16 protein-coding genes and 1 pseudogene are annotated in these 19389 nt (G+C 64.1%); 12 read left to right on the forward strand and 5 right to left on the reverse strand.

Features of this window, described 5'->3' with window-relative positions:
* Nucleotides 1-267: 267 nt before the first annotated feature.
* The 3 genes from RMCB_RS04995 to RMCB_RS05005 are packed head-to-tail and all read left to right on the forward strand — an operon-like array spanning nucleotide 268 to nucleotide 2947.
* A complete protein-coding gene (locus RMCB_RS04995) occupies nucleotides 268-1527 on the forward strand; it encodes a class I SAM-dependent methyltransferase (RefSeq protein WP_062827896.1) in 1260 nt (419 codons plus the stop codon).
* Nucleotides 1524-2300, forward strand: a complete 777-nt coding sequence (locus tag RMCB_RS05000; RefSeq protein WP_062827897.1) for a glycosyltransferase family protein — start codon at nucleotides 1524-1526, stop codon at nucleotides 2298-2300. Before RMCB_RS04995 ends, RMCB_RS05000 begins: the two co-directional genes overlap by 4 nt.
* The gene (locus tag RMCB_RS05005) at nucleotides 2297-2947 is read left to right on the forward strand and encodes a PIG-L deacetylase family protein (RefSeq protein ID WP_062827898.1); all 651 of its coding nucleotides are present in this window, start codon (nucleotides 2297-2299) and stop codon (nucleotides 2945-2947) included. The genes RMCB_RS05000 and RMCB_RS05005 overlap by 4 nt, the downstream gene beginning before the upstream one ends.
* An 11-nt stretch (nucleotides 2948-2958) precedes the next feature.
* Here RMCB_RS05005 and rfbG read toward each other — a convergent pair whose 3' ends face one another.
* The gene (rfbG, locus tag RMCB_RS05010) at nucleotides 2959-4086 is read right to left on the reverse strand and encodes a CDP-glucose 4,6-dehydratase (protein WP_084388365.1); all 1128 of its coding nucleotides are present in this window, start codon (nucleotides 4084-4086) and stop codon (nucleotides 2959-2961) included.
* A 31-nt stretch (nucleotides 4087-4117) separates the two neighbouring features.
* Between rfbG and RMCB_RS36950 the strand changes: the two are divergent.
* From RMCB_RS36950 to RMCB_RS05020, 3 genes and pseudogenes are all read left to right on the forward strand, one after another.
* Nucleotides 4118-4267: pseudogene (locus tag RMCB_RS36950) on the forward strand (transferase); the annotation flags it as partial.
* A 54-nt stretch (nucleotides 4268-4321) separates the two neighbouring features.
* A complete protein-coding gene (locus RMCB_RS05015) occupies nucleotides 4322-5236 on the forward strand; it encodes a class I SAM-dependent methyltransferase (RefSeq protein WP_062827899.1) in 915 nt (304 codons plus the stop codon).
* Complete coding sequence (locus RMCB_RS05020; RefSeq protein ID WP_131805488.1) at nucleotides 5233-6192, forward strand: TIGR03621 family F420-dependent LLM class oxidoreductase; 960 nt, start codon at nucleotides 5233-5235, stop codon at nucleotides 6190-6192. Before RMCB_RS05015 ends, RMCB_RS05020 begins: the two co-directional genes overlap by 4 nt.
* Here the strand turns inward: RMCB_RS05020 and RMCB_RS05025 are convergent.
* Entirely contained in the window at nucleotides 6126-7517 is a 1392-nt protein-coding gene (locus RMCB_RS05025) for a protoporphyrinogen/coproporphyrinogen oxidase (RefSeq protein ID WP_234791997.1), read from the reverse strand. The two genes, RMCB_RS05020 and RMCB_RS05025, sit on opposite strands and share 67 nt — an antisense overlap.
* 225 nt (nucleotides 7518-7742) lie before the next feature.
* On the opposite strand from RMCB_RS05025, the gene RMCB_RS36435 reads away from it, so the two are divergent.
* Nucleotides 7743-9653, forward strand: a complete 1911-nt coding sequence (locus RMCB_RS36435; RefSeq protein ID WP_234791999.1) for a glycosyltransferase family 2 protein — start codon at nucleotides 7743-7745, stop codon at nucleotides 9651-9653.
* A 41-nt stretch (nucleotides 9654-9694) separates the two neighbouring features.
* On the opposite strand, the gene RMCB_RS05040 is transcribed toward RMCB_RS36435, so the two are convergent.
* Entirely contained in the window at nucleotides 9695-10468 is a 774-nt protein-coding gene (locus RMCB_RS05040; RefSeq protein WP_062827901.1) for a glycoside hydrolase family 16 protein, read from the reverse strand.
* A 295-nt stretch (nucleotides 10469-10763) separates the two neighbouring features.
* Between RMCB_RS05040 and RMCB_RS05045 the strand changes: the two genes are divergently transcribed.
* The 4 genes from RMCB_RS05045 to RMCB_RS05060 all read left to right on the forward strand — a co-directional run bounded on the left by RMCB_RS05045 (nucleotide 10764) and on the right by RMCB_RS05060 (nucleotide 15552).
* Nucleotides 10764-12005, forward strand: coding sequence for a carbohydrate-binding domain-containing protein (locus RMCB_RS05045; RefSeq protein WP_062827902.1), 1242 nt, complete (start codon nucleotides 10764-10766; stop codon nucleotides 12003-12005).
* 94 nt (nucleotides 12006-12099) lie between these two features.
* Nucleotides 12100-14373: a hypothetical protein gene (locus RMCB_RS05050; RefSeq protein WP_062827903.1), complete on the forward strand. Its 2274-nt coding sequence runs from the start codon at nucleotides 12100-12102 to the stop codon at nucleotides 14371-14373.
* Complete coding sequence (locus RMCB_RS05055; protein ID WP_131805489.1) at nucleotides 14370-14564, forward strand: hypothetical protein; 195 nt, start codon at nucleotides 14370-14372, stop codon at nucleotides 14562-14564. Before RMCB_RS05050 ends, RMCB_RS05055 begins: the two co-directional genes overlap by 4 nt.
* 190 nt (nucleotides 14565-14754) lie before the next feature.
* The gene (locus RMCB_RS05060) at nucleotides 14755-15552 is read left to right on the forward strand and encodes a zinc ribbon domain-containing protein (protein ID WP_131805490.1); all 798 of its coding nucleotides are present in this window, start codon (nucleotides 14755-14757) and stop codon (nucleotides 15550-15552) included.
* Between the two features lie 390 nt (nucleotides 15553-15942).
* Here the strand turns inward: RMCB_RS05060 and RMCB_RS05065 are convergent, their stop codons facing one another.
* Nucleotides 15943-16803 (reverse strand): enoyl-CoA hydratase ChsH3, encoded by an 861-nt coding sequence (locus RMCB_RS05065; RefSeq protein WP_062827905.1) that lies wholly within the window; start codon nucleotides 16801-16803, stop codon nucleotides 15943-15945.
* A 1-nt stretch (nucleotide 16804) separates the two neighbouring features.
* The gene (gene kstD / locus RMCB_RS05070; RefSeq protein ID WP_062827937.1) at nucleotides 16805-18517 is read right to left on the reverse strand and encodes a 3-oxosteroid 1-dehydrogenase; all 1713 of its coding nucleotides are present in this window, start codon (nucleotides 18515-18517) and stop codon (nucleotides 16805-16807) included.
* A gap of 73 nt (nucleotides 18518-18590) precedes the next feature.
* Between kstD and RMCB_RS05075 the strand changes: the two genes are divergently transcribed.
* Nucleotides 18591-19376, forward strand: a complete 786-nt coding sequence (locus tag RMCB_RS05075) for a 2-keto-4-pentenoate hydratase (protein WP_062827906.1) — start codon at nucleotides 18591-18593, stop codon at nucleotides 19374-19376.
* Nucleotides 19377-19389 lie beyond the last annotated feature (13 nt).

Below are 19389 nucleotides of genomic sequence, written 5' to 3' on the forward strand. Positions count from 1 at the left end.
GTGGCACGCCCGCCCGAACAACCACTGTTCTCTAGTCACGTTAGTGCAGCCCCTGGTGCGGCACGGACTCGTCCACTGCGTGCAGCCATCGCATGTTCGTAGCTAATCTCGCGTCAAGACCGACCATGCGGGTAAGTTGACTGAGTATCGTCGAATTTCAATCGTGGACAGATGCGCTGTCGCGGTTGCTGTGGCGCCATCGCGCCTACTTGCGTGTCCGCGTCAAGCGGGCGCGGTCGGCACTGGGCCAGAAAGGTGACGCCAAGGGTGTTATGTCGTTTGTGCCAGTCCAGTCGGTTGGTCAGCGTCTTGGATCTCGGCGCCACCCCGCCGTGCGAGCGGTTCCTCACCGTCGCCCAGCTCGACGTGCCGGAGCCGACTTTCCCACTGCACCTCCGGTTGTGTGAAGACTGCCTGCTTCTGCAGATTCCGGCGCTGATCACTCCGGAAGACACCTTCACCGAATATGCGTACTACTCTTCATTTTCGGATAGCTGGGTACGGCATGCGCAGGAGTTCGTCACGGCGAGTATCGACCGCCTGGCGCTAGATGCGGGATCCTTTGTGGTCGAGGTCGCGAGTAACGACGGGTATCTGTTGCAGCACGTTGTATCCGCGGGCATCCCGTGCGTGGGCATCGAGCCGTCGGTCAACGTCGGTGCGGCGGCGCGTGATCGTTCAGTGCCGACCATGACGGCGTTCCTGGACGAGGATGTCGCACGCACAGTCGTGAGCGAGCATGGCGCCGCGGATCTGGTGGTCGCCAACAACGTTTACGCGCATATCCCAGACTTGGTCGGGTTCAGCCGATCGTTACGTGGGTTGATGGGCGACGCCGGATGGCTGAGCATCGAGGTCCATCACGCGCTCAACCTGGTCACTCTCGGTCAGTTCGACACGATCTACCACGAGCACTTCCAGTACTACACGCTGCTCTCGGCAAGCCGGGCGTTGGCCACTGCAGGGCTGGAAACTGTTGACGTCGAACTGTTGGCGACCCATGGTGGCTCGATCCGAATCTGGGCTCGCCCTCGGGAATTGGGCGTGGCACCAAGCCCGAGGGTGGCCGAGGTGCTGCAGCTCGAAGAGTCGGTAGGGCTCCACACCGTGGCTGGCTACCGGCAACTGCGTCGGAAAACCGAGGCAGTACGCCAAGATCTGCTGCGCTTTCTCCTGGATTGTCGGGCACAGGAGAAGCGCGTCGTCGGCTACGGCGCGCCCGGCAAGGGCAACACCCTGCTGAACTACTGTGGGATTCGTACCGATCTGCTCGAATACACGGTCGACCGCAACCCGTACAAGCACGGACGGTTCACGCCGGGGACACGAATCCCGATCCATAACCCCGAACGCATCGCCGAGGATCGGCCCGACGTCGTCCTCGCATTGCCCTGGAATCTCGAGACGGAGCTGACCCAACAGCTCGACTACATCGCGGAATGGGGCGGGGAATTGGTGTTTCCGCTTCCGTCGCTACACACTGCGGCACTGCCGCAGACTCGACCGGTGGGGAGCCAGAAGAAATGAAAGTCGTTCTGTTCTGCGGGGGTTATGGCATGCGGATGAGAAACGGCGTCCACGACGATCTCCCCAAACCGATGCAGGCGGTGGGCCCACGACCTCTGCTCTGGCATGTCATGCGGTATTACGCCCACTTCGGGCACAAGGACTTCATCCTGTGTCTGGGATACGGCGGAGTTCGCATCAGGGAGTACTTCCTGACCTACCAGGAAGCACTGTCCAATGACTTCACGTTGCGCAACAACAGAATCGAACTTCTGGATTCGGATATCAGCGACTGGAACATCACATTCGTCGACACCGGCCTCGATTCACCGATCGGTGAGCGGCTCCGCAGAGTCAGGAATCACCTGGTGGACGATGAGTTCTTCCTGGCGAACTATGCCGACGTGCTTTCTGATGCGCCACTGGACGTCATGGTCGACAAGTTTCATGCGTCGGGAGCCGCGGCGTCGATGATGCTCGTTCCACCGCAGCAGTCGTTCCACTACGTCGAAGCAGGCGAGAGTGGCCAGGTCACCGGCATCCTCCCGGTGTCGGGACTGTCCATCTGGGTCAACGGAGGTTTCTTCGTACTGTCGCAGGATGTTTTCGACGTTCTGCCACCTTTCGGAGATCTGGTCGCCGATGTCTGCGGGACGCTGGCAACCGAGAGGCGTTTGTTCGGTTACAAGCACAGCGGCTATTGGAAACCGGCGGATACCTACAAGGAGAGATCCGAACTCGACGCCGCCTACTACAACGGTGAACGTCCCTGGATGCTCTGGGAAAGAAGATGATCCGCCTAGTGACCGGTGCCCTCGCCGAGGTCGCGGTCGTCGGCGCACACTGCGACGACATCGCCATCGGCATGGGCGGTACCCTGCTCGCGATGGCCGCAGCTGAGCCGGGACTGCGGGTTCGAGCACTGGTGCTGTCCGGCCGCGGTACCGAACGCGAAGCCGAGGAATTCGCCGCCATGACGGCCTTCTGTCCCGGAGCGGAAGTCGAATTGACGGTCTGCGACATCCCCGACGGTCGCGCGCCCGCTCACTGGTCGCGCATCAAGGACGTTGTGAGCGCATCAAGCCGATCTTGGAATCCCAGTGTCGTTTTCGGTCCTCATCGCGGGGATGCGCACCAAGACCATCGGCTCCTCGCCGAACTGCTGCCCACCGAATTCAGGGACCATCTGATCCTCGGGTACGAGATTCCGAAATGGGAGACGGACACCCCGCAGCCGGTGGTGTTCCACCCGCTGACAACTGAAGTCGCTCGGCGCAAAGCTCAACTGTTGTGCGAGCACTACCCGTCCCAGGCCACCCGTGACTGGTTCGACGCGGACTCATTCTTGGCGCTGTCCCGGCTACGCGGCCTGCAGTGCCGCAGTACGCACGCGGAGGCGTTCATTGCCGAGAAAATCACCATCGAGTTCGGCGGCCGCTGAGCGGCGGCCTTTCAGCCGTCGGTGATAAGCCTGCTCGATGTGTTCATGTACGCCTCGACGTCATCGAGGCACGCGGCCCGGGCTGAGCCGAGATCTGATTCGAACCGTTTGTACCACTGCACAGTTCGTTCGACGGCTTCGCCGAGACGCCAGCGCGGCATCCAGCCCATCAGCGCAGCCGTCTTCTCGATGGACAGGCGGAGGGTGCAGGCTTCGGGGAGGTCGTCGGGCCGACTGCCGTCGAGCCAGGAGCCAGAGCCCCATGCGGCGAGAGTGAGCTCGGCGAGGGAGGCCACGGTGGCGTCGTCGTCCGGCACCGGCCCGAAGTTCCAGGCATCGCAGTACCGGGCCGCATCGGGTCCACTGAGCCGGGCGGCCAGGGTGAGGTACCCGGACAATGGCTCCAGCACGTGTTGCCACGGCCGAATTGCGTTGGGGCGGCGCAGCAGTACCGGTTCGCCGATGCTCGCCGCACGCATGATATCGGAGATGATGCCGTGCGGCGTCCAGTCTCCGCCGCCGATGACATTGCCGGCTCGTGCGGAAGCCACCGCGATTCCATGCTGGTTCAGAGTCTCGGGAGGGAAGAACGAGCGCCGGTATGACGCAGTCACCAGCTCGGTTCCGGCCTTGCTCGCACTGTAGGGATCGTCGCCGCCCAGCGGGTCGCCTTCTGCGAACCGCCTGCCGCTCTCGTCGTTGGCATAGCATTTGTCGCTTGTCACGATGACGACGGCGCACGCATGGTCGACGGTCCGCAGCGCATCCAGGAGTACGGCCGTGCCGACAACATTGACGTCGAAGGTCTCGACAGGTTCCCGGTACCCCTCCAGAACCACGGTTTGCGCGGCCAGGTGCAGCACGACGTCGGGGCGGGATTCGCGGAGGACGCGTGCGACGGCGTCGCGGTCGCGGATGTCGGCGCGGTGGTCCGCGGTGAGCAGTTCATGGACCGAGGACGCGACGAAGTTGCTAGGTTGCGTCGGAGGGGCCAGCGCGAAGCCCGTCACGCGTGCACCCAGGCGGTTGAGCCAGATCGCCAGCCACGAGCCCTTGAAGCCTGTGTGGCCCGTCAGCAGGACGGACCGACCCGACAACGCATGATGGAGTTCGGCCGGCCAACTGTCCTGTGTTGTCACGGCTTCATCGTAGCGAGGAGGATGCACCGTTATGGTTTGCTGCTCGTGCGGCGCACGTTCGCTGGAGACACTGCTCGACTTGGGGTTACAGCCCGACCCCGATTCGCTTATCGAACTGGGCGATCCACGGCCGGCTCCACAGGCCCCCGTCGTGTTGACGATTTGCCCGGCATGCGGGCTCGTTCAACTGCCCGGGCCCCGGCCCGACGGACCGCGTCCAGCGCACGGGCATGCGATGGCGATGTCGAAGGGCGACCCGTGGATCGGAACGATCGAACGCTTCCTGCCGTCAGGACCGCGTGTTGTCATCGACGTGGACGGGTCCGGTGGGTTGCCGGCGGAGCGATTGTCGAACGCCGGCCGTGTCTTCGCCGGAATGCCCTCTGACGGGGCGGAACCAAGCGAGTTGATCCTCGTCGGACACGCGCTGTCGCATGTGGAAGATTTCGACGGTCTGCTCCGTCGCGTAGAGGCCTCACTCGCACCAAAAGGCGTGGTCGCCATCGACTTTCACCACGTGCTTGGTCTTGCCGACGGTCAGTTCGATGTGGTGGCTCACACCCACCGGACCTATCTGTCGCTGATCAGCCTTGACCGGGCGCTCGACCGTCACGGCCTCGAGGTGATCGCTGCTCGCCGGATCACGGAATACGGCGGCACCATGCAGGTTTTGGCGGCACGCCGCGCAGACGACCTCGGCATAGATGACGATGTGTTCGCGCCCCAGCCGGTGCGGACCGCGGAGACGGCGGCGCAGATCGACTGCGCAACAGGATTTGTCGGTTTGAGACGGCGTGTGCAGGACACGTGTTCCCAACTTGTGGACCACCTCGAAGACCTGCGTCGTTCGGGGCGCACGGTCGCGGGATACGGCGCCGCGGCGCGTGGCACCACCCTGCTCAACATCGCCGGCATCGGCAACGACCAGGTGGCGTTCGTCGTCGATCGCGCGCCGGCCAAGCAGGACAAACTGCTGCCGGGTGTGATGATCCGCGTCGGTGCTCCGTCGGAGATTGCGACGGCCAGGCCCGACGACGTGATCATCCTTCCGTGGCCGTCCGCGAACGGGATCGCCGGTGACCTGATGTACACCCAATCCTGGGGCGCAAGGTGTTTCGTCGCCCTGCCGCGCCTGGAGGTGCTGCGGTGAACTCAAGACCCTTTCGATTCATCGCCCCGATGCCGAAGCTCGAAGGCTCGGTGAAGATTTGGCGCGATTCGATCCGACGCATCGAGGATCTAGGTTTCTCCGCACTCTCGGTATCGGATCATTTCACCGCGGGTTGGGTCATGGATCCGCTCACAGTCCTGACCGCGGCGGCCGAGCAGACGACCAGTATCCGCTTGCTCACCCTCGTGCTGTCCAACGATTACCGCCATCCGGTGCTGCTGCACAAAACACTGGCGACCCTCGATGTCCTCAGCGGCGGACGCGTGGAAATCGGTTTGGGCGCCGGTTGGATGGAGTCGGAATACGATGCTGCCGGCATGCGATTCGATCCAGCACCAGTTCGTCTCGCCAGACTCGAAGAGTCAGTCGCCGTCATCGACGGATTGTTCGGTCCCGGACCGTTTTCCTTCGGTGGGCGGCACTACACGATCAAGAGTCTCGATGGGCTGCCGAAACCGGTTCAGCGGCCCCGGCCACCCGTGATGATCGGTGGTGGCGGCCGTATGGCGTTGGAGCTGGCGGCGAGGGTCGCCGACATCGTCGGTGTACATGCTCGGCTGCGGGGGAGCCGTCCGGGCGCCGAGGCTGCTGCGGATCTGCGCGCCGAACGGCTCGCAGAAAAGGTCGAGTGGATACGGTCGGCATGGCAAACGGCGGGCCGTGGCGAGGGTGGTCCGGAGCTCCAATTCACCGCCTATTTGGTGGATGTCACCAATTCGTCACATGCCGCCCGGCGGTCGGTGTCCAGCTTCGCTGCGAGCCTTGCCGCCGACGAGGCGGTGATGGCGGAGTCGCCCGCCGTGCTGACCGGCAGCGTCGAAGGCTGTGTCGAGCGGTTGTTGGAGGTGCGGGAGCGGTTCGGGTTCAGTTACTTCAACTTGGGCGCCGACGTCGACATGGTCGCGCCGATTGTCGCGCGGCTGGCGGGGCGGTGATCGTGCGCGGCGGCCAGTGCAGCTTCGGCGGCGCGCTCACCGCTGAGAAAGGACTCATCGGTCCATGAGTGGTTCCATTCGCCGTAGCGTCCACAGGTGTGGATACCGACTTGATCGAGGAATGCGCGGATGACGGCAACGGCATCTGCACGGTCGTGGTCGTAGATCACGTTGGCGTAGCGGCAGAACTGTGCCTCCGACACCAGGATTCGATCGTCGGGCGCGATGATGCCCATCGCGCGCAAATGATGAACAGTCGGTTCCACGAGTTCGTCAGGGCGTGTGGTCAGCGGCTTGTACTTCTCCGAGAAGTACCACTCGACCTGGACTGCGCTCGCCCCTGTCGGGACTACCCGCGGTGAGAGACGGTGGGGAAAGCTGATGCGCGAGAAGGGTATATCGGCGTCGTAGACGTACCGGATGTGGGTGTCGCCGCCCAGCCCGGGACGGTCGACGCCCAGGTTGACCAGGACGACCGACGAGAAGGCCAACCGTTCGGCCGCCGCAATAACCTCGTCCGGTGCGTTGTCGATGAGTGGCACCAGATCGGGCAGCGGAATCGAGGAGATGAGTTGCCCGAAGGCGGTTTCGCGTCGGTCGGCGAAGCGCAGGATCCGCTGTGCGGGGTCGATACCGATGACGCGGTGGTTCAGCCGCACATCGGTGCGTGCCACCCACGACGAAAGGTAGGCGGCGTATCCGCCTTCAGTCGGATAGCGAAAATGTGTGACGTAGTGGAGATTTCGTTGAGGCTCTGCGGACAGTGCGCCCCGCAGCGCCTCCTCCAGGGATGGCCGGTACATCCGTGGGCCGAGCCAGTCGGTCGTCAGGTTCGCCATCGGCGTGGTGTGGTACTTGAGCCCGTAGGGGATGGGAAATGTCTCGGCGAAGGTGTCGCCGTAGGACTTGCGCAGCCACGTCTCGTAGTCGCCGGGCGGCGGTTCATCCGCGGGCGCCGACGACACGGCGGCCAGATCCATCAGAATGCGCACGGTGAGGTCGACCGGCAGGCCGTGCAGGTTCACCTGGACTGGGTGGGTGACCGTGCGGCCCTGCCAATAGCTGTCCAGCCCGATTCTGACGGCCTCGTAGCGTCCGTGGACGGCGTCGGAGAGAATTCGCTGGATCCGCTCGTCTTTGGCGAAGGAGACATGCGGTCCCTGGTCGAAGATGAAACCGCCGGCAAGTTCGTGGCTGGCGGTGTGACCTCCGATGTAGGCGTTCCTGTCGTATACGACGTACGGAGTGTCCGCAGCTTCGAGGCGATGGCCGGCGCCGAAACCGGCGAATCCGGTCCCGATGACGGCCACCGGGGATTGGCTCACGTATGCGCTCCTGATTCGTCGGGCCGCGCCGGCCACGTGGACGGTAGCTCGAGATGGCCGTGAGGCCATGGCTTATTGTGGATGCAGCAAACTGTTTATCGCAAACTCAGGCATCTGAGACGGTGAAATGTCGGCTAAGGTGCGAGATGGCGAACCGCAGATAGTTTGCCGGTAGCATGGGCCGACCGATGACGTTGGGCCACAATCGAGCAGAGGGATTTGGGCTTGGACCAGGAGACGTTGCTCGGCCCGGCACCGGGAAGTGCCCGCTCGAGTCGACCCAAAGTGTCGTTGTGCATCCCCGCTTTCCAGGCCGGCCCGTATTTGCAGGATACGGTCGACAGTGTCCTGGCACAGGACTATCCGAATCTCGAAGTCGTCATCGTCGACAACAACAGTTCCGATGAGACGCAGTCGATCCTCAGGAAGATCGCCGATGACCGGGTCCGAGTGATCCGAAATGCCGTCACAGTGCCGAGCGTGGACAACCATAATCTCGCGGTCCGCTCGAGCACCGGCGAGTTCGTCAAACTGATCAGTGCCGATGACACCCTCGAGCCCGACTGCGTGACCAAGCAGGTCGCAGTGTTGGAGAACCGGCCGGATGTCAGTCTGGTGGCGGCCCGTGCCCATTTCATCGACGACCGCGGCGAGCTGCTCATCGAGAGCCGGGGACTGCGCGGCATCACCGGCCAGCAGTCGGGGCAATCTGTGGTCCGGCGAATCGTGCGCAGCGGCAAGAACCCGATCGGCGCTCCCGTGTCGGTGATGTTCCGGCGGACCGACTTCGATAGATGCGGCGGGATGCGCGGCCACGTGGTGTTCACGATGGACTTGGACCTGTGGGTACGGCTCTTGCACTTCGGCGACTTCTACGGCATCGACCGGACGCTCATGTCCTATCGCGTCCGCAATGGGTCGGCCACCGCGTTGACTTCGGCACGCATCCAACTTGCCGAGCAGAACGCCTTCGCAAGTGAATTGGCCAAGGATCCACGGTGGGCGGTGCCTCGCCTGGACCGTGTGCTCGGCCGGGTCAACTCCGTCGACGTCCTGGCAAAACGTGCGGTTCTGTTCAAGGTGAGCGCTGCGCGCGCCGCGCGCCGCCGTCCTCGTCCTGCTGGCGATACGGGCAGTGTCGCGCCCAACAACGGTGTCGCACCAAGCCCGAGCGGTATGCCGTTGGGCCTGTCGGAAGGCGTGGCCACGCTGTCGGTCGTGATCTGCGCATACACCATGCGGCGCTGGTCAGACCTGTGCCGGTCGGTGGATTCTGTGCTCGACCAAGTGGATCAGGACACCGAAGTGATCGTCGTGATCGACCACTGCGACGAACTACAGACCCGGGTGACCGACCGCTACAGCGGGGAGCACAGGGTCAAGGTGATACCGAATGCCGAGCAGCAGGGACTGTCGGGGGCGAGGAACACGGGCGTCAGCGCTGCCCGCGGCGATGTGGTGGCGTTCCTCGACGACGATGCCGAGGCTGACTCCGAGTGGGCCCAACGGCTGATCGGTCACTATCAGGACCCCACGGTGGTCGGCGTCGGTGGGTATGCGGTGGCGGTATGGCCCGGAGCGAGGCCCGCGTGGATGCCCCGCGAGTTTGACTGGGTGGTGGGGTGCAGCTATACCGGTCAACCGACAATCGTTGCACCGGTTCGAAATCCGATCGGATGCAATATGTCGTTGCGAAGGTCGGCGCTGGAGTCCGTCGGGGGGTTCAAATCGGAGGTCGGCCGCGTCGGGGCGGTTCCCGTCGGCGGTGAAGAGACCGAACTGTGCATCCGCGTCCGCGCCGCAGGCGATTCCGCACAGATCTTGTTCGATCCCGACATGCGTGTGCACCATCATGTTTCATCGGATCGCGCCACCGTTCGATACTTCGTTCGGCGGTGTTACCACGAAGGCCTGTCAAAAGCCGTGGTGATGGCCCTGGTCGGGGACGATGACCAACTGAGCAGCGAGCGCGCGTACGTCACGCGGGTGCTGCCGCGAGCGCTGTTCCGTGAAGTCGGGTCGATGTCCCGCGACGGACTGGCACGTGCGGCGATGATCTGCGTCGGTCTGGGGGTGACGGCTGCCGGGTACGGCCGGGCGACCGTGAGCCGTGGCCTCCGCCGGCGTCGGCCGTGACCACGGAAGGCCGTTTCAGTCCGCCACGTTGATTACTCGGCTTACGCCGGATATTGGCGGGTCCAGTCCACGAGCATCTGGCCGCCCTGGCTGATGTCTGCGCCGAAGTTGTCGAGCTGTAGGCACAGGTGCATCGGGCCGGGCGGAAACTGTGCCGTATCCGTGGTCTCCCACCACACTTTGCCGTCGAGATACATCGCGATCCGACTGTGTGTCCATTCGACGGCCCAGCTGTGCCACTGGGTGGCGTCGACATGGATGTCGCCGTTCACCTTGTCGTCGTCCGCGCCGTAGTGCAACCAACCCTCGACTGACTGCCGGGCCGGCTCTGTGGCCTCCATGAAGTCGATCTCCCCGCCCGCGGGCCAGTCGACGACATCGGGCCAGAGCAACAGAACCGAGTGGTAATCCGGTGCTGCTGCGGGCGATTTGGCGCATACCTCCCAGCGACCGTACATCTGGCCTGGCATCCATGCCATACCCCCGGAGTTGCCCGCGGAATCTCCTGTGATGGTGAGGACGCCGTTGGAGACGGACATCGCCTTGGGGGTGCGGCGGCCGTTGCCGTTGTGACCGGGGCTGTCGTAGACACCCCAGCTTTCCAGGGACGCAGCGTCGGAGAAGTCGTCGACGCGGTTGGGGGTGCCCCATCCGAAGGCCGCGGCCGCGGTGTTGGGGCAGTTGCCGTTGTCAGGTTCGGCCATCGCCCGCGGCTGAAGACGGCTCGTGGACACCACGGCCACCATGATCACGCCGGCGGCAACGATTGCGGCGGCCAGAGCTACATGGCCGGCACGCCGGAACGCGAAGGACATCGATCTCCTTGATTGGCGGCATCCGGGCCGGACGTGATGACCGGAATGGAATCGGACAGTTGCTGAGCGTCGACCAGCTTACTGTGCGAGGTCCCAGTCGCGCCTTGCTGACATATCGGATCTGTTCGGATGTCGCTGGTTGTTGGGGGTAACAGCACGTCTATGGGATTTACCTCACCGTGGCCATCTTGTTGCCAAAGTGGTAGGAGAGATTCCTGTGAACTTGCCAGCACAGCGAATACGGTTGTTCCGCTCGCATCCGTGTTAGTCCGCTGCCAATTCCGATGGAGTCGTGATGATCCGGTTGTGCTGTGCTCTGGTCTCCATCGTGGCCCTCGCGTCCTTCGGCATCGGTCCGCTGCGGGCACCGGCCGCGATGGCGGCGGATGTCGCGGGCGTTGAGGCGGAGTCGATGACTGTCACACCGTCGTCGGCCGGTTGGATCGTGCGTGACCGCTCCGCCTCTGGCGGCGCCGCACTGGTGCTGAGGGGCGCCTCTACAGCGCGCTGGGCTGCATCCTTGCCGGCATCGATCAAGGTCACGGTCCGTGCCGAGGGCCAGCAGTGCCGAGGGGCGCCTGTCATGACCGTCACCGTCGACGGAGCGAATGTCGGCAGTGGCACCGTAGGGACGACGTCGTGGTCGGACTACTCGGCATCAGCGACGATCCCGGCCGGTTCGCACACCATCGGAGTGTCTTTCACGAATCCCTACGCCAGGGGCAACTGCACCCGTTTGCTCCTGGTCGATACGGTGACCGTTGTGCCTGACGCCGCACCTCCGACGACCCCGCCCGGATCGGGTGACGTTACGCCGGCACCGGTCGCGGATCTTCCCGGGTGGAAGCACATCTTCGCCGACGATTTCACGCTTGATGCACCCGTCGGCAGCTGGGCCAACCCGTCGGACCCGAGCAAGATCGTCTACGTCGGCGCGCAAGGGCAGCAGTGGTTGACCTACCCCCAGACCTATACCGACACCTATCAGCACCGACCGTATCGCGCCGACCAGGTGCTCAGTGTCTCGAACGGCATGCTCGTCTTCGATCTGCACAACGTCGACGGTCAGCCGGCGGGCGCCAATCCCGCGCCGCTACTGCCGAACGGCAGCCTGTATCAGACCTACGGCCGGTACTCCGCGCGGCTGCGCGTCGACACCCCGGATCTCAGCGAATACCACATCGCTTGGCTGCTGTGGCCGCAATCGGAGAAGTGGCCCACCGACGGTGAAGAAGACTTCCCAGAGGGTTCGCTGGCAGGAACACCGAGCGCGTTCCATCATTACGCGTTGTCGAGCGGGGGTCAGGAGACCGCGGACGCCGGTGTGCCATTCACCGGGTGGCACGTGTACACGATCGAATGGTCGCCAGGGCGGGTCCGGTTCCTCCTCGATGACACGTTGGTTCTCCAGAGCACCCGATATGTCGCGAACAAACCCATGCGCTGGCAGCTGCAAACTGAAACCCAGGGCAACGGAACGCACAGGGGCCGCTTGCTGGTCGACTGGGTCTCGATCTGGTCCTACGCGGGAACGTGACCCAGCCGGCCTGTTGTGTGCGCCGCAGTGAGTTTGCCAGAAGGTCTGCGACGTGATTATTCGGAGCCCATCAGCTAACGGGTACCCTGTTGCGGTGACGCTCGGCATCGACCACCTCGCACGACGGATGTGGCCGACCGTACCGGCGTCTTCCGAGTCTGGGCAGGTGGAGTCTCAGTCGGGCGAGCTCGACACCGGTGCGTCGACCGGATTGCCTGCAGGCACTCCGTTGGTCGTCCTGGCGTCCTCGGCCCTGATTGCGCTCTCACTTGCGTTGACGTTGCTGACGATGGGCGGGGCCGCCGACATGGTGCCGGCAGGCATCAGGACTGTCATCGTGTCCCTCGTTGCGATCACCCTGCCGGGGATTCCGGCGGCGGCGCTGCTGAAGCTGCCCACGAACGGTGTCTTCGGCGGCGTTGCGGTCAGTACGTCGATCGCGTGCAACATTCTGCTGTCGCAAGCGAACATCATCGGCAATTGGCATCAGCCGTATTCGATTCAATTCGTGCTGTTGATCGCATCGGCTGTCGCAACGTGTTTTCTGGCCCGGCAATGGCGGTTGAACCGCGAGTCGATCGGTATTCCCGCTGCCGTGGCCGCTGTGCGGGAACGATTGGCGCCCAAGGGTAATCGTGTCCCCAGCATCGTTCTGCTCGCCGCGGCGATCGGCTGCTTTGTCTCGGCGGTGCTGCGGTTGGACACCATGGCGGTCGGCAACCTGGGCTTGATCGCCGCTCTGGGCGTGGACTACTTCATCGGTCTCGGTTTGTTGGCTGTTGTTCTCGTGATCGAGTACCGCCGGGCCGGAACCGACCGTGCGATGTTGTCTGTGTCGAATGTCGTTCTGATCGCGTACATCACCATGCCCGTGGGCTGGGCTGACCGCACGGCTCCATTCGTGACCGCCTATGTGCACCAGTTCATCAGTGACTGGATCCTGAGACTCGACGCGCTTCCGCCACCACTTGACGCACGCATCAGCTGGGCGGGATTCTTCGCGGCGGCGGCCCGGCTGACAACCATTGGAGGACTCGGTACCAGCGGGGCATTCCTGGTCAGCGCGTCACTGGTATTCGGGATTCTGTTGATGTTCCCGGTATACGCCATTGGGCTCGCGGTTTGCCGTACCGAGAAGCTGGCCTGGCTGACCGTGACGTCGCTGACCCTCTTCAACTGGTACCAGCAGGATTATTTTGCGCCCCAGGCTGTGGGCATGCAGTTCTATGCGACCATCCTGGCCGTTCTGCTCTGGCAACTGCGTAGTTCCGCGATCCCCGCGCTTCGCGGGGGATGGCTACACCGCTGCCTGACGTCCTGGATGCGGGTACCCGGCAGGGTTGCCGGGCGGGGCCCGTACTGGACCCAGTCGGTGGAACTGGTTCTCCTGCTGATCGTCGCTGCCCTGGTCGTCGCGCACCAGCTCACGCCACTGGTGACCATCGAGACACTGGTCATTTTCTCGTTGCTGGGGTTGACTCGCCACAAGTTGCTCTGGGTGGCCGCCGCTCTCGTGTTCGTCGCCTGGTTTCTCTACGGGGCGTACGCGTACTGGGAGGGACATATCGGCGGGCTTCTGGCCGACATGGGTGGAGTCGACCAGAATCTCAATTCGAGTGTGGCGCCGAGGATTTCAGGTGATCCCGACTACAGCCGCATGCAGTACCTGAGGATCGGCGCCTCCCTGCTGTTGCTCGGCTTCGCCGGCCTCGGATGGTTCAGGCTGCCGCGGGACGGTCATCGCTTCCTGATGATGCTGCTCGCGCTGAGTCCGTTCGGCATCGTCGTGGTGCAAAGCTACGGCGGCGAGGTGGCGATTCGGTGCTTCCTCTACGCATCACCGATGTTGGCCGCGCTCATGTCGATGGCGCTGCTCCCGGTGATCCAACTGCAGCTGCCAGAGCGGATCCGCATGCTCTCGGGTGTTGCAGGCTTCGCGATCGTGTTCGCTCTGGGGGTTCTCGTTACCACCAACCGCGGTTTGAACGTCTCCTTCGAGCACACCACGCGTGAAGAACTCGCAATATCCAGCCAAGTCGTCCGGCAGGTCGACCCCGATCAGCTGGCCTATTGGGGCCAAGGCGCGGCGTATGGGATACCCAAGGGATTCGACCTGTCCGACGACTGCGTCGTTTCGGCTCGAGCGCTGGCGAACTGCACCGCCTCGCCCGCGGTTCGGTATGCGATCATCTCGGACCAAGACAAGAAGTACCTTCAATACCGGTCCGGTGTCCGGCCCGAGGCTTTCGCCAGCGCCGTCGACATCTTGACTTCGGAGGAGGGGTTCGAGGTGGTGTACCGCTCAGAACAGATGATGGTCCTGAAGAAGCGGGACGCAGCCGCGGTCACGCTCAGGTGGCCGTCGTGATCGGGGCCGCCCTGTTCGTCTTCGCGGGTGTTCTCTACGTGTACACGAACTATCAGCGTGAGCGAACGGTGCCAGAGGACGGAGCATCGCGGCTGGATCGGGGTACCGCACTGCTCGTGCTCGAGACGGTGTGCTGCGCCCTGGGTGCTGTTGCGGTCGCAGTCGTTCACATGATGACCTTCGTCTCCTGACCAGAGGGCGCGCAGCCGCGGTCCCGCCCGCAGGAACTCGTAGCGGATTCGCCAGTATTGCGTGAGTCGGGTACTTTTTCTCCGGGCGGTGCAGCTTTGGCAAAGCTGTAACGACCGCGATTCGGTCGGGCATCGTGCAACGGGTGACGGACTGCGTCGCTGGATTCAGGCGTTATCGAGAGGCGTCGAGGTGACTGTGAGTGACCGCCGGGGAACGTTGACGGCGATCTGCGACTCCGGTCATGAAAACCCGACGGACCGGCTGTTCTGTGGCGAATGCGGCCTTGCACTGATGCCCGACATTGTCACGTGCCCTTTCGGGCACGTGAGTTCTGCCGGGCAGCGATTCTGTGGGGATTGCGGAGCGCCGGTCGCGCCGCCAGTTGGTGCCCCGAACAATGGCACGACAGGCCGTTGGGCTACCGATCTGACCGGCCGCCATCAATATCGGTTCTGGGACGGTCACACGTGGACCGCATACGTATCGGACAAGGGCAAGTTCGGCATCAATCGCTACTCCGGGGCCGTCGGGCGCCCGGATTCGTGGGTCGCCGTTGCCGTTGCGCTCGCCACGGTGTGTCTGCTTCTGGGGGCTGCCGTCGACGTATGGGTGCAGCTGTCGCGGGTGAGTTCGGGTGGAGAAAGCACTTCGGAAGCGGCGACGACAACCTCGACCGCAGCTGAACCGTCGCCTCCGCCGGCACCGGGTGCTCCGCCGCCGGCGGCGCTCCCGAACGGACCGGCGGTGATCGCCTCGCCGTGCCGCCCGGGCGGGGGTAATGGCACCACGGCCGACGGATCTGTCGCATACTGTGAACTTCTGGCAACGACCGACAAACATCTGTGGTCGCTCTATCAAGGAGATATCCCGTTCCCCGACGTCAATGACGGGACCGATCCCGCAGTCGGTGTATGCATGGTCCAGACGGAGCGGACCATGCCGGATTGCCTCGACTATCTCAAGCGGGCCGGCGGCCCGGAGGGCTGATCCTCCGAATCATCGGGCGAACGGAAAATCATTGCCCATTCAAGGAATTCGGGTGCTCGCGACCGCCGTGTACCAGGCGCGATGTCAACGCACCGAGCCTGCCGCGGAAGGTGTTGGGCCGATAACGGCGGCACGGACACAACGCGCAATCCGTGCCGCGTCGATAGTGCTGATGCGCCGAATGCTGATGACCACATTGGCAATCACTGTGACGCATTCGACAACGATAGCGAATTTCAGGCCCAACTGTCGTGACATCGGCCGCGTTCACCGCCCGCGACCTCCGGTTGGCTCGGTGGGATAGCCGGCAACCGTTGCCGGATGCATGGGCGGTGTCTGGAGAAGGTATGTGGCCAAAGCGAATTCAGCGGATTGTCGGCGGGCGCCCACCTAAGCCGGAACGAGTTCCACGCCGGAGAGCACGACCGTGTTGTCGCGACTCGGTGCGGTCAGCACGCCGACGAACCGGCCGTCTTCCTTCCAGATGTTGGCCTGCAGCGTTTCTCCGGGGAACACCACGCCGGCGAAGCGGGCGCCGTAGCTCGCTACCTGTGTCACGTCGCCGTCGAGCAGATTGTCCACGATGGCCTTGCAGCCGATGCCGTAGGTGCACAGGCCGTGCAGAATCGGCCGGTCGAACCCGGCGGCCGCGGCGAACGCGGGATCCGAGTGCAACGGGTTGCGGTCCCCGCAGAGCCGGTACAGCAGTGCCTGCTGCGGCAGCGTGGGCAGCGGAACTTCGAGATCCGGTGCGCGATCGGGGATTTCGGCGGACGTGGACGGACCGCGCTCGCCGCCGAAGCCACCTTCGCCGCGGGCGAAGATCGACCGCTTGGTGGTCCACAGGACCTTGCCTGCCGGATCGGTCACCGTGGTCTCGCTGACGATGACCGCAGCCTTGCCCTTGTCCCAGATCTCGGTGAACCGCTGCACCGACTTCGCGGTCCCGCTGGGCGGGATCGGGCCCGGCACGCTGACCGCCTCGCTGGCGTGCAGCACCTTGGACAGCTCGATGTCGATGCCGGGGAACTGCACCGTCGGCGGAGCGGTCATGTGAAAGCTGGCGGCGACGTTGCCGAAGGTCGGCAGCACCTGGGGGGTGTCGTCGGTCAGGTAGCGCAGCTCGCGCGGGGCCATCGGGTCGGCACCGGCGCCGAGACCCAGGTGATACAGCTGGATATCGCTGCTGGTCCACGAGAATTCGATGGGATCCAATTCAGCGGCGAGCGCTTTGTCGACATCGATGGGCATATCAGGCCTTTCGCGAGTTGGATGTCGCCGCCGGGGCGGCTCCGGCGATATCGAGAGCCGCCAGGTATCCGAATGTCATCGCGGGGCCGATGGTCCCGCCGGGGCCGGGGTAGGTGTGCCCCATCACCGGCGAGCTGACGTTACCCGCGGCGTAGAGGCCCTCGATGACGGAGTTGTCGTCGCGCAGCGCCCTGCCGTGGACATCGGTGCGCACACCGCCCTTGGTGCCGAGGTCCCCGGGCACCATCTTGGCTGCGTAGAACGGGCCGTGTTTGATCTCGCCGAGGTTCGGGTTCGGCTTGTTGGTGGGGTCGCCGTAGTAGCGGTCGTAGGCGCTGTCGCCGCGCTTGAAGTCCGCGTCGACGCCCGTGCGGGCGAAGCCGTTGAACCTCTCGACGGTCTGGGCGAAGGCGTCGGCAGGCACGCCCATCTTCTCCGCGAGCTCGGCCAGGGTCGATGCCGTCACCACCACGCCGGATTCCAGCCACCGCTTCGGAATGCGTTGTCCGGGTTGAAGTCCCGCGAAGATGTAGCGGTTGCGGTACTGCTGGTCGAAGACCAGCCAGGCAGGGACGTTCTCGCCAGGACCCGGTCCCTGTCCGTACTGCCCGCCGTACATGTGGTGGCAGGCCTCGACGTAGGGCATGGACTCGTTCATGAACCGCTTGCCCGCCATGTTGACGATGATCGAGCCGGGGGAGTTGCGCTCCGAGAGTGCGAACCACGGGGCGTCGACGAGCGGGACCGTGGGCCCCCACCACGCGTCCTCCATGAGTTCCAATGCCGCACCGAGCTTTTCGGCGGCCAGGATGCCATCACCGGTGTTGGCCTTGGCGCCCACGGTCCAGTCGGTGGTGATGGGCGCGCGCTGATACTTGACCCGCATCTGCTCGTTGTGTTCGAAGCCGCCACTGCCGAGGATGACGCCGCGCCGGGCCCGGATCAGTTCCGGCTCAGCCGATTCCGGTGAACCTGCCGTGCGCACATAGATACCGCGCACCGCGCCGTCCTCGACGTAGAGGTCGGTCAGTGCGGTGTTGAGCAGAACCGGCACACCGGCGTCGCGCAGCCCGATGCGCAACGGCGCGATCAGGGCACGACCCATCCCGACGAGGTTCTTGCCGGTGGCGTTGGCCCACATGGACCGGATGCCGACCTTGAGGCTGCGCAGCACGCCGCGGGGATGACGCTTGAGCTGGTTGAGCCGCACGTAGTCCTGCTGCATCACGACCATGTTCATCGGCACCTTGCCGTATGGCGGTTCCAGGCCGTCCAGGTCGGGGCCGAGCTTCTTGGCGTTGAACGGCTTGGGTTCCACCGAACGACCGGTGGGCTTGCCGCCCGGTGTCTCCGGGTAGTAGTCGGAGTATCCCGGCACCCAGCAGAGCTTCAGTGGCGAATTCTTGAGAACGAACGACAGCATCTCCGGACCACGGTCCAAATAGGTGTCGATCTTCTCCGGCGGCACCACGTCGCCGATGATCGTGTGGAGATACGTGCGGGCGGCATCCCGGGTGTCTTTGACCCCGTCACGCTTGAGAATCTCGTTGTTCGGGATCCACACCCCGCCGCCGGATCGCGCGGTGGAACCTCCATAGTGCGGGGCCTTCTCTACCAGTACTGTCGAGAGGCCCTGGTGGGCAGCGGTGAGGGCGGCGACCATGCCGGCAGCACCGCTGCCGACCACGACGACGTCATACTCCTGTCCAGTCATGTAGAACACGTTATAGAATTGGCCGGCTATCCAACAACTGTCCCGGTCAAACAAGTGAGGGGACTTCATCACCATGCTGAGCGTCGAGGTTCGTGATCAGCTGGCAGCAGACCTGGCCCAGGCCGAGCGCAGCCAGGTTCCGACCACCCCGCTGACCGATCGGTACGGCGACATCGATGTGGTGGATGCCTACGAGATCCAGCTGATCAACATCCGGGCGCGCGTGGCCGCGGGCGCCAAGGTGATCGGCCACAAGGTCGGGCTGTCGAGTAAGGCCATGCAGGACATGATGGGCGTCGATGAGCCCGACTACGGACATCTCCTCGATGACATGCAGGTTTTCGAGAACGTGCCGGTCAAGTCGTCGAAGTACCTCTATCCGCGGGTCGAGGTCGAGGTGGGGTTCATCCTTGCCGACGATCTGCCCGGGGCGGGGTGCACCGAGGAGGATGTGCTGGCCGCGACCGCGGCGTTCGCGCCTGCGATCGAGTTGATCGACACCCGGATCACCAATTGGCAGATCAAGTTGTGCGACACGATCGCCGACAACGCGTCCTCGGCGGGATGGGTGCTCGGGGAGGCGCGGGTGTCGCCCAAGGATGTGGATATCCGGGCCATCGACGCGGTGTTGACCAACCGTGGTGAGGTGGTCGCGGAGGGGCGTAGCGATGCGGTGCTGGGTAATCCGGTGACCGCGGTGGCCTGGTTGGCCCGCAAGGTGGAGAGTTTCGGTGTGCGTCTGAAGGCCGGCGACATCGTGTTGCCGGGCTCGTGCACGCGTGCGATAGATGCACCTGCGGGCAGCGATTTCGTGGCCGAGTTCACCGGGTTAGGTTCAGTAAGACTGAGTTTCGAATAGATTCGAATATAAG

The organism is Mycolicibacterium brisbanense (assembly GCF_001570425.1).
Taxonomy (GTDB): domain Bacteria; phylum Actinomycetota; class Actinomycetes; order Mycobacteriales; family Mycobacteriaceae; genus Mycobacterium; species Mycobacterium brisbanense.

What these genes read in the sequence shown, in the direction of transcription:
- RMCB_RS05000 (WP_062827897.1), top strand. Translation starts at nt 1,524, where the DNA reads ATGAAAGTCGTTCTGTTCTGCGGGGGTTATGGCATGCGGATGAGAAAC.
- RMCB_RS05005 (WP_062827898.1), top strand. Translation starts at nt 2,297, where the DNA reads ATGATCCGCCTAGTGACCGGTGCCCTCGCCGAGGTCGCGGTCGTCGGC.
- RMCB_RS05015 (WP_062827899.1), top strand. Translation starts at nt 4,322, where the DNA reads ATGGCGATGTCGAAGGGCGACCCGTGGATCGGAACGATCGAACGCTTC.
- RMCB_RS05040 (WP_062827901.1), bottom strand. Translation starts at nt 10,468, where the DNA reads ATGTCCTTCGCGTTCCGGCGTGCCGGCCATGTAGCTCTGGCCGCCGCA.
- RMCB_RS05045 (WP_062827902.1), top strand. Translation starts at nt 10,764, where the DNA reads ATGATCCGGTTGTGCTGTGCTCTGGTCTCCATCGTGGCCCTCGCGTCC.
- RMCB_RS05065 (WP_062827905.1), bottom strand. Translation starts at nt 16,803, where the DNA reads ATGCCCATCGATGTCGACAAAGCGCTCGCCGCTGAATTGGATCCCATC.
- kstD (WP_062827937.1), bottom strand. Translation starts at nt 18,517, where the DNA reads ATGACTGGACAGGAGTATGACGTCGTCGTGGTCGGCAGCGGTGCTGCC.
- RMCB_RS05075 (WP_062827906.1), top strand. Translation starts at nt 18,591, where the DNA reads ATGCTGAGCGTCGAGGTTCGTGATCAGCTGGCAGCAGACCTGGCCCAG.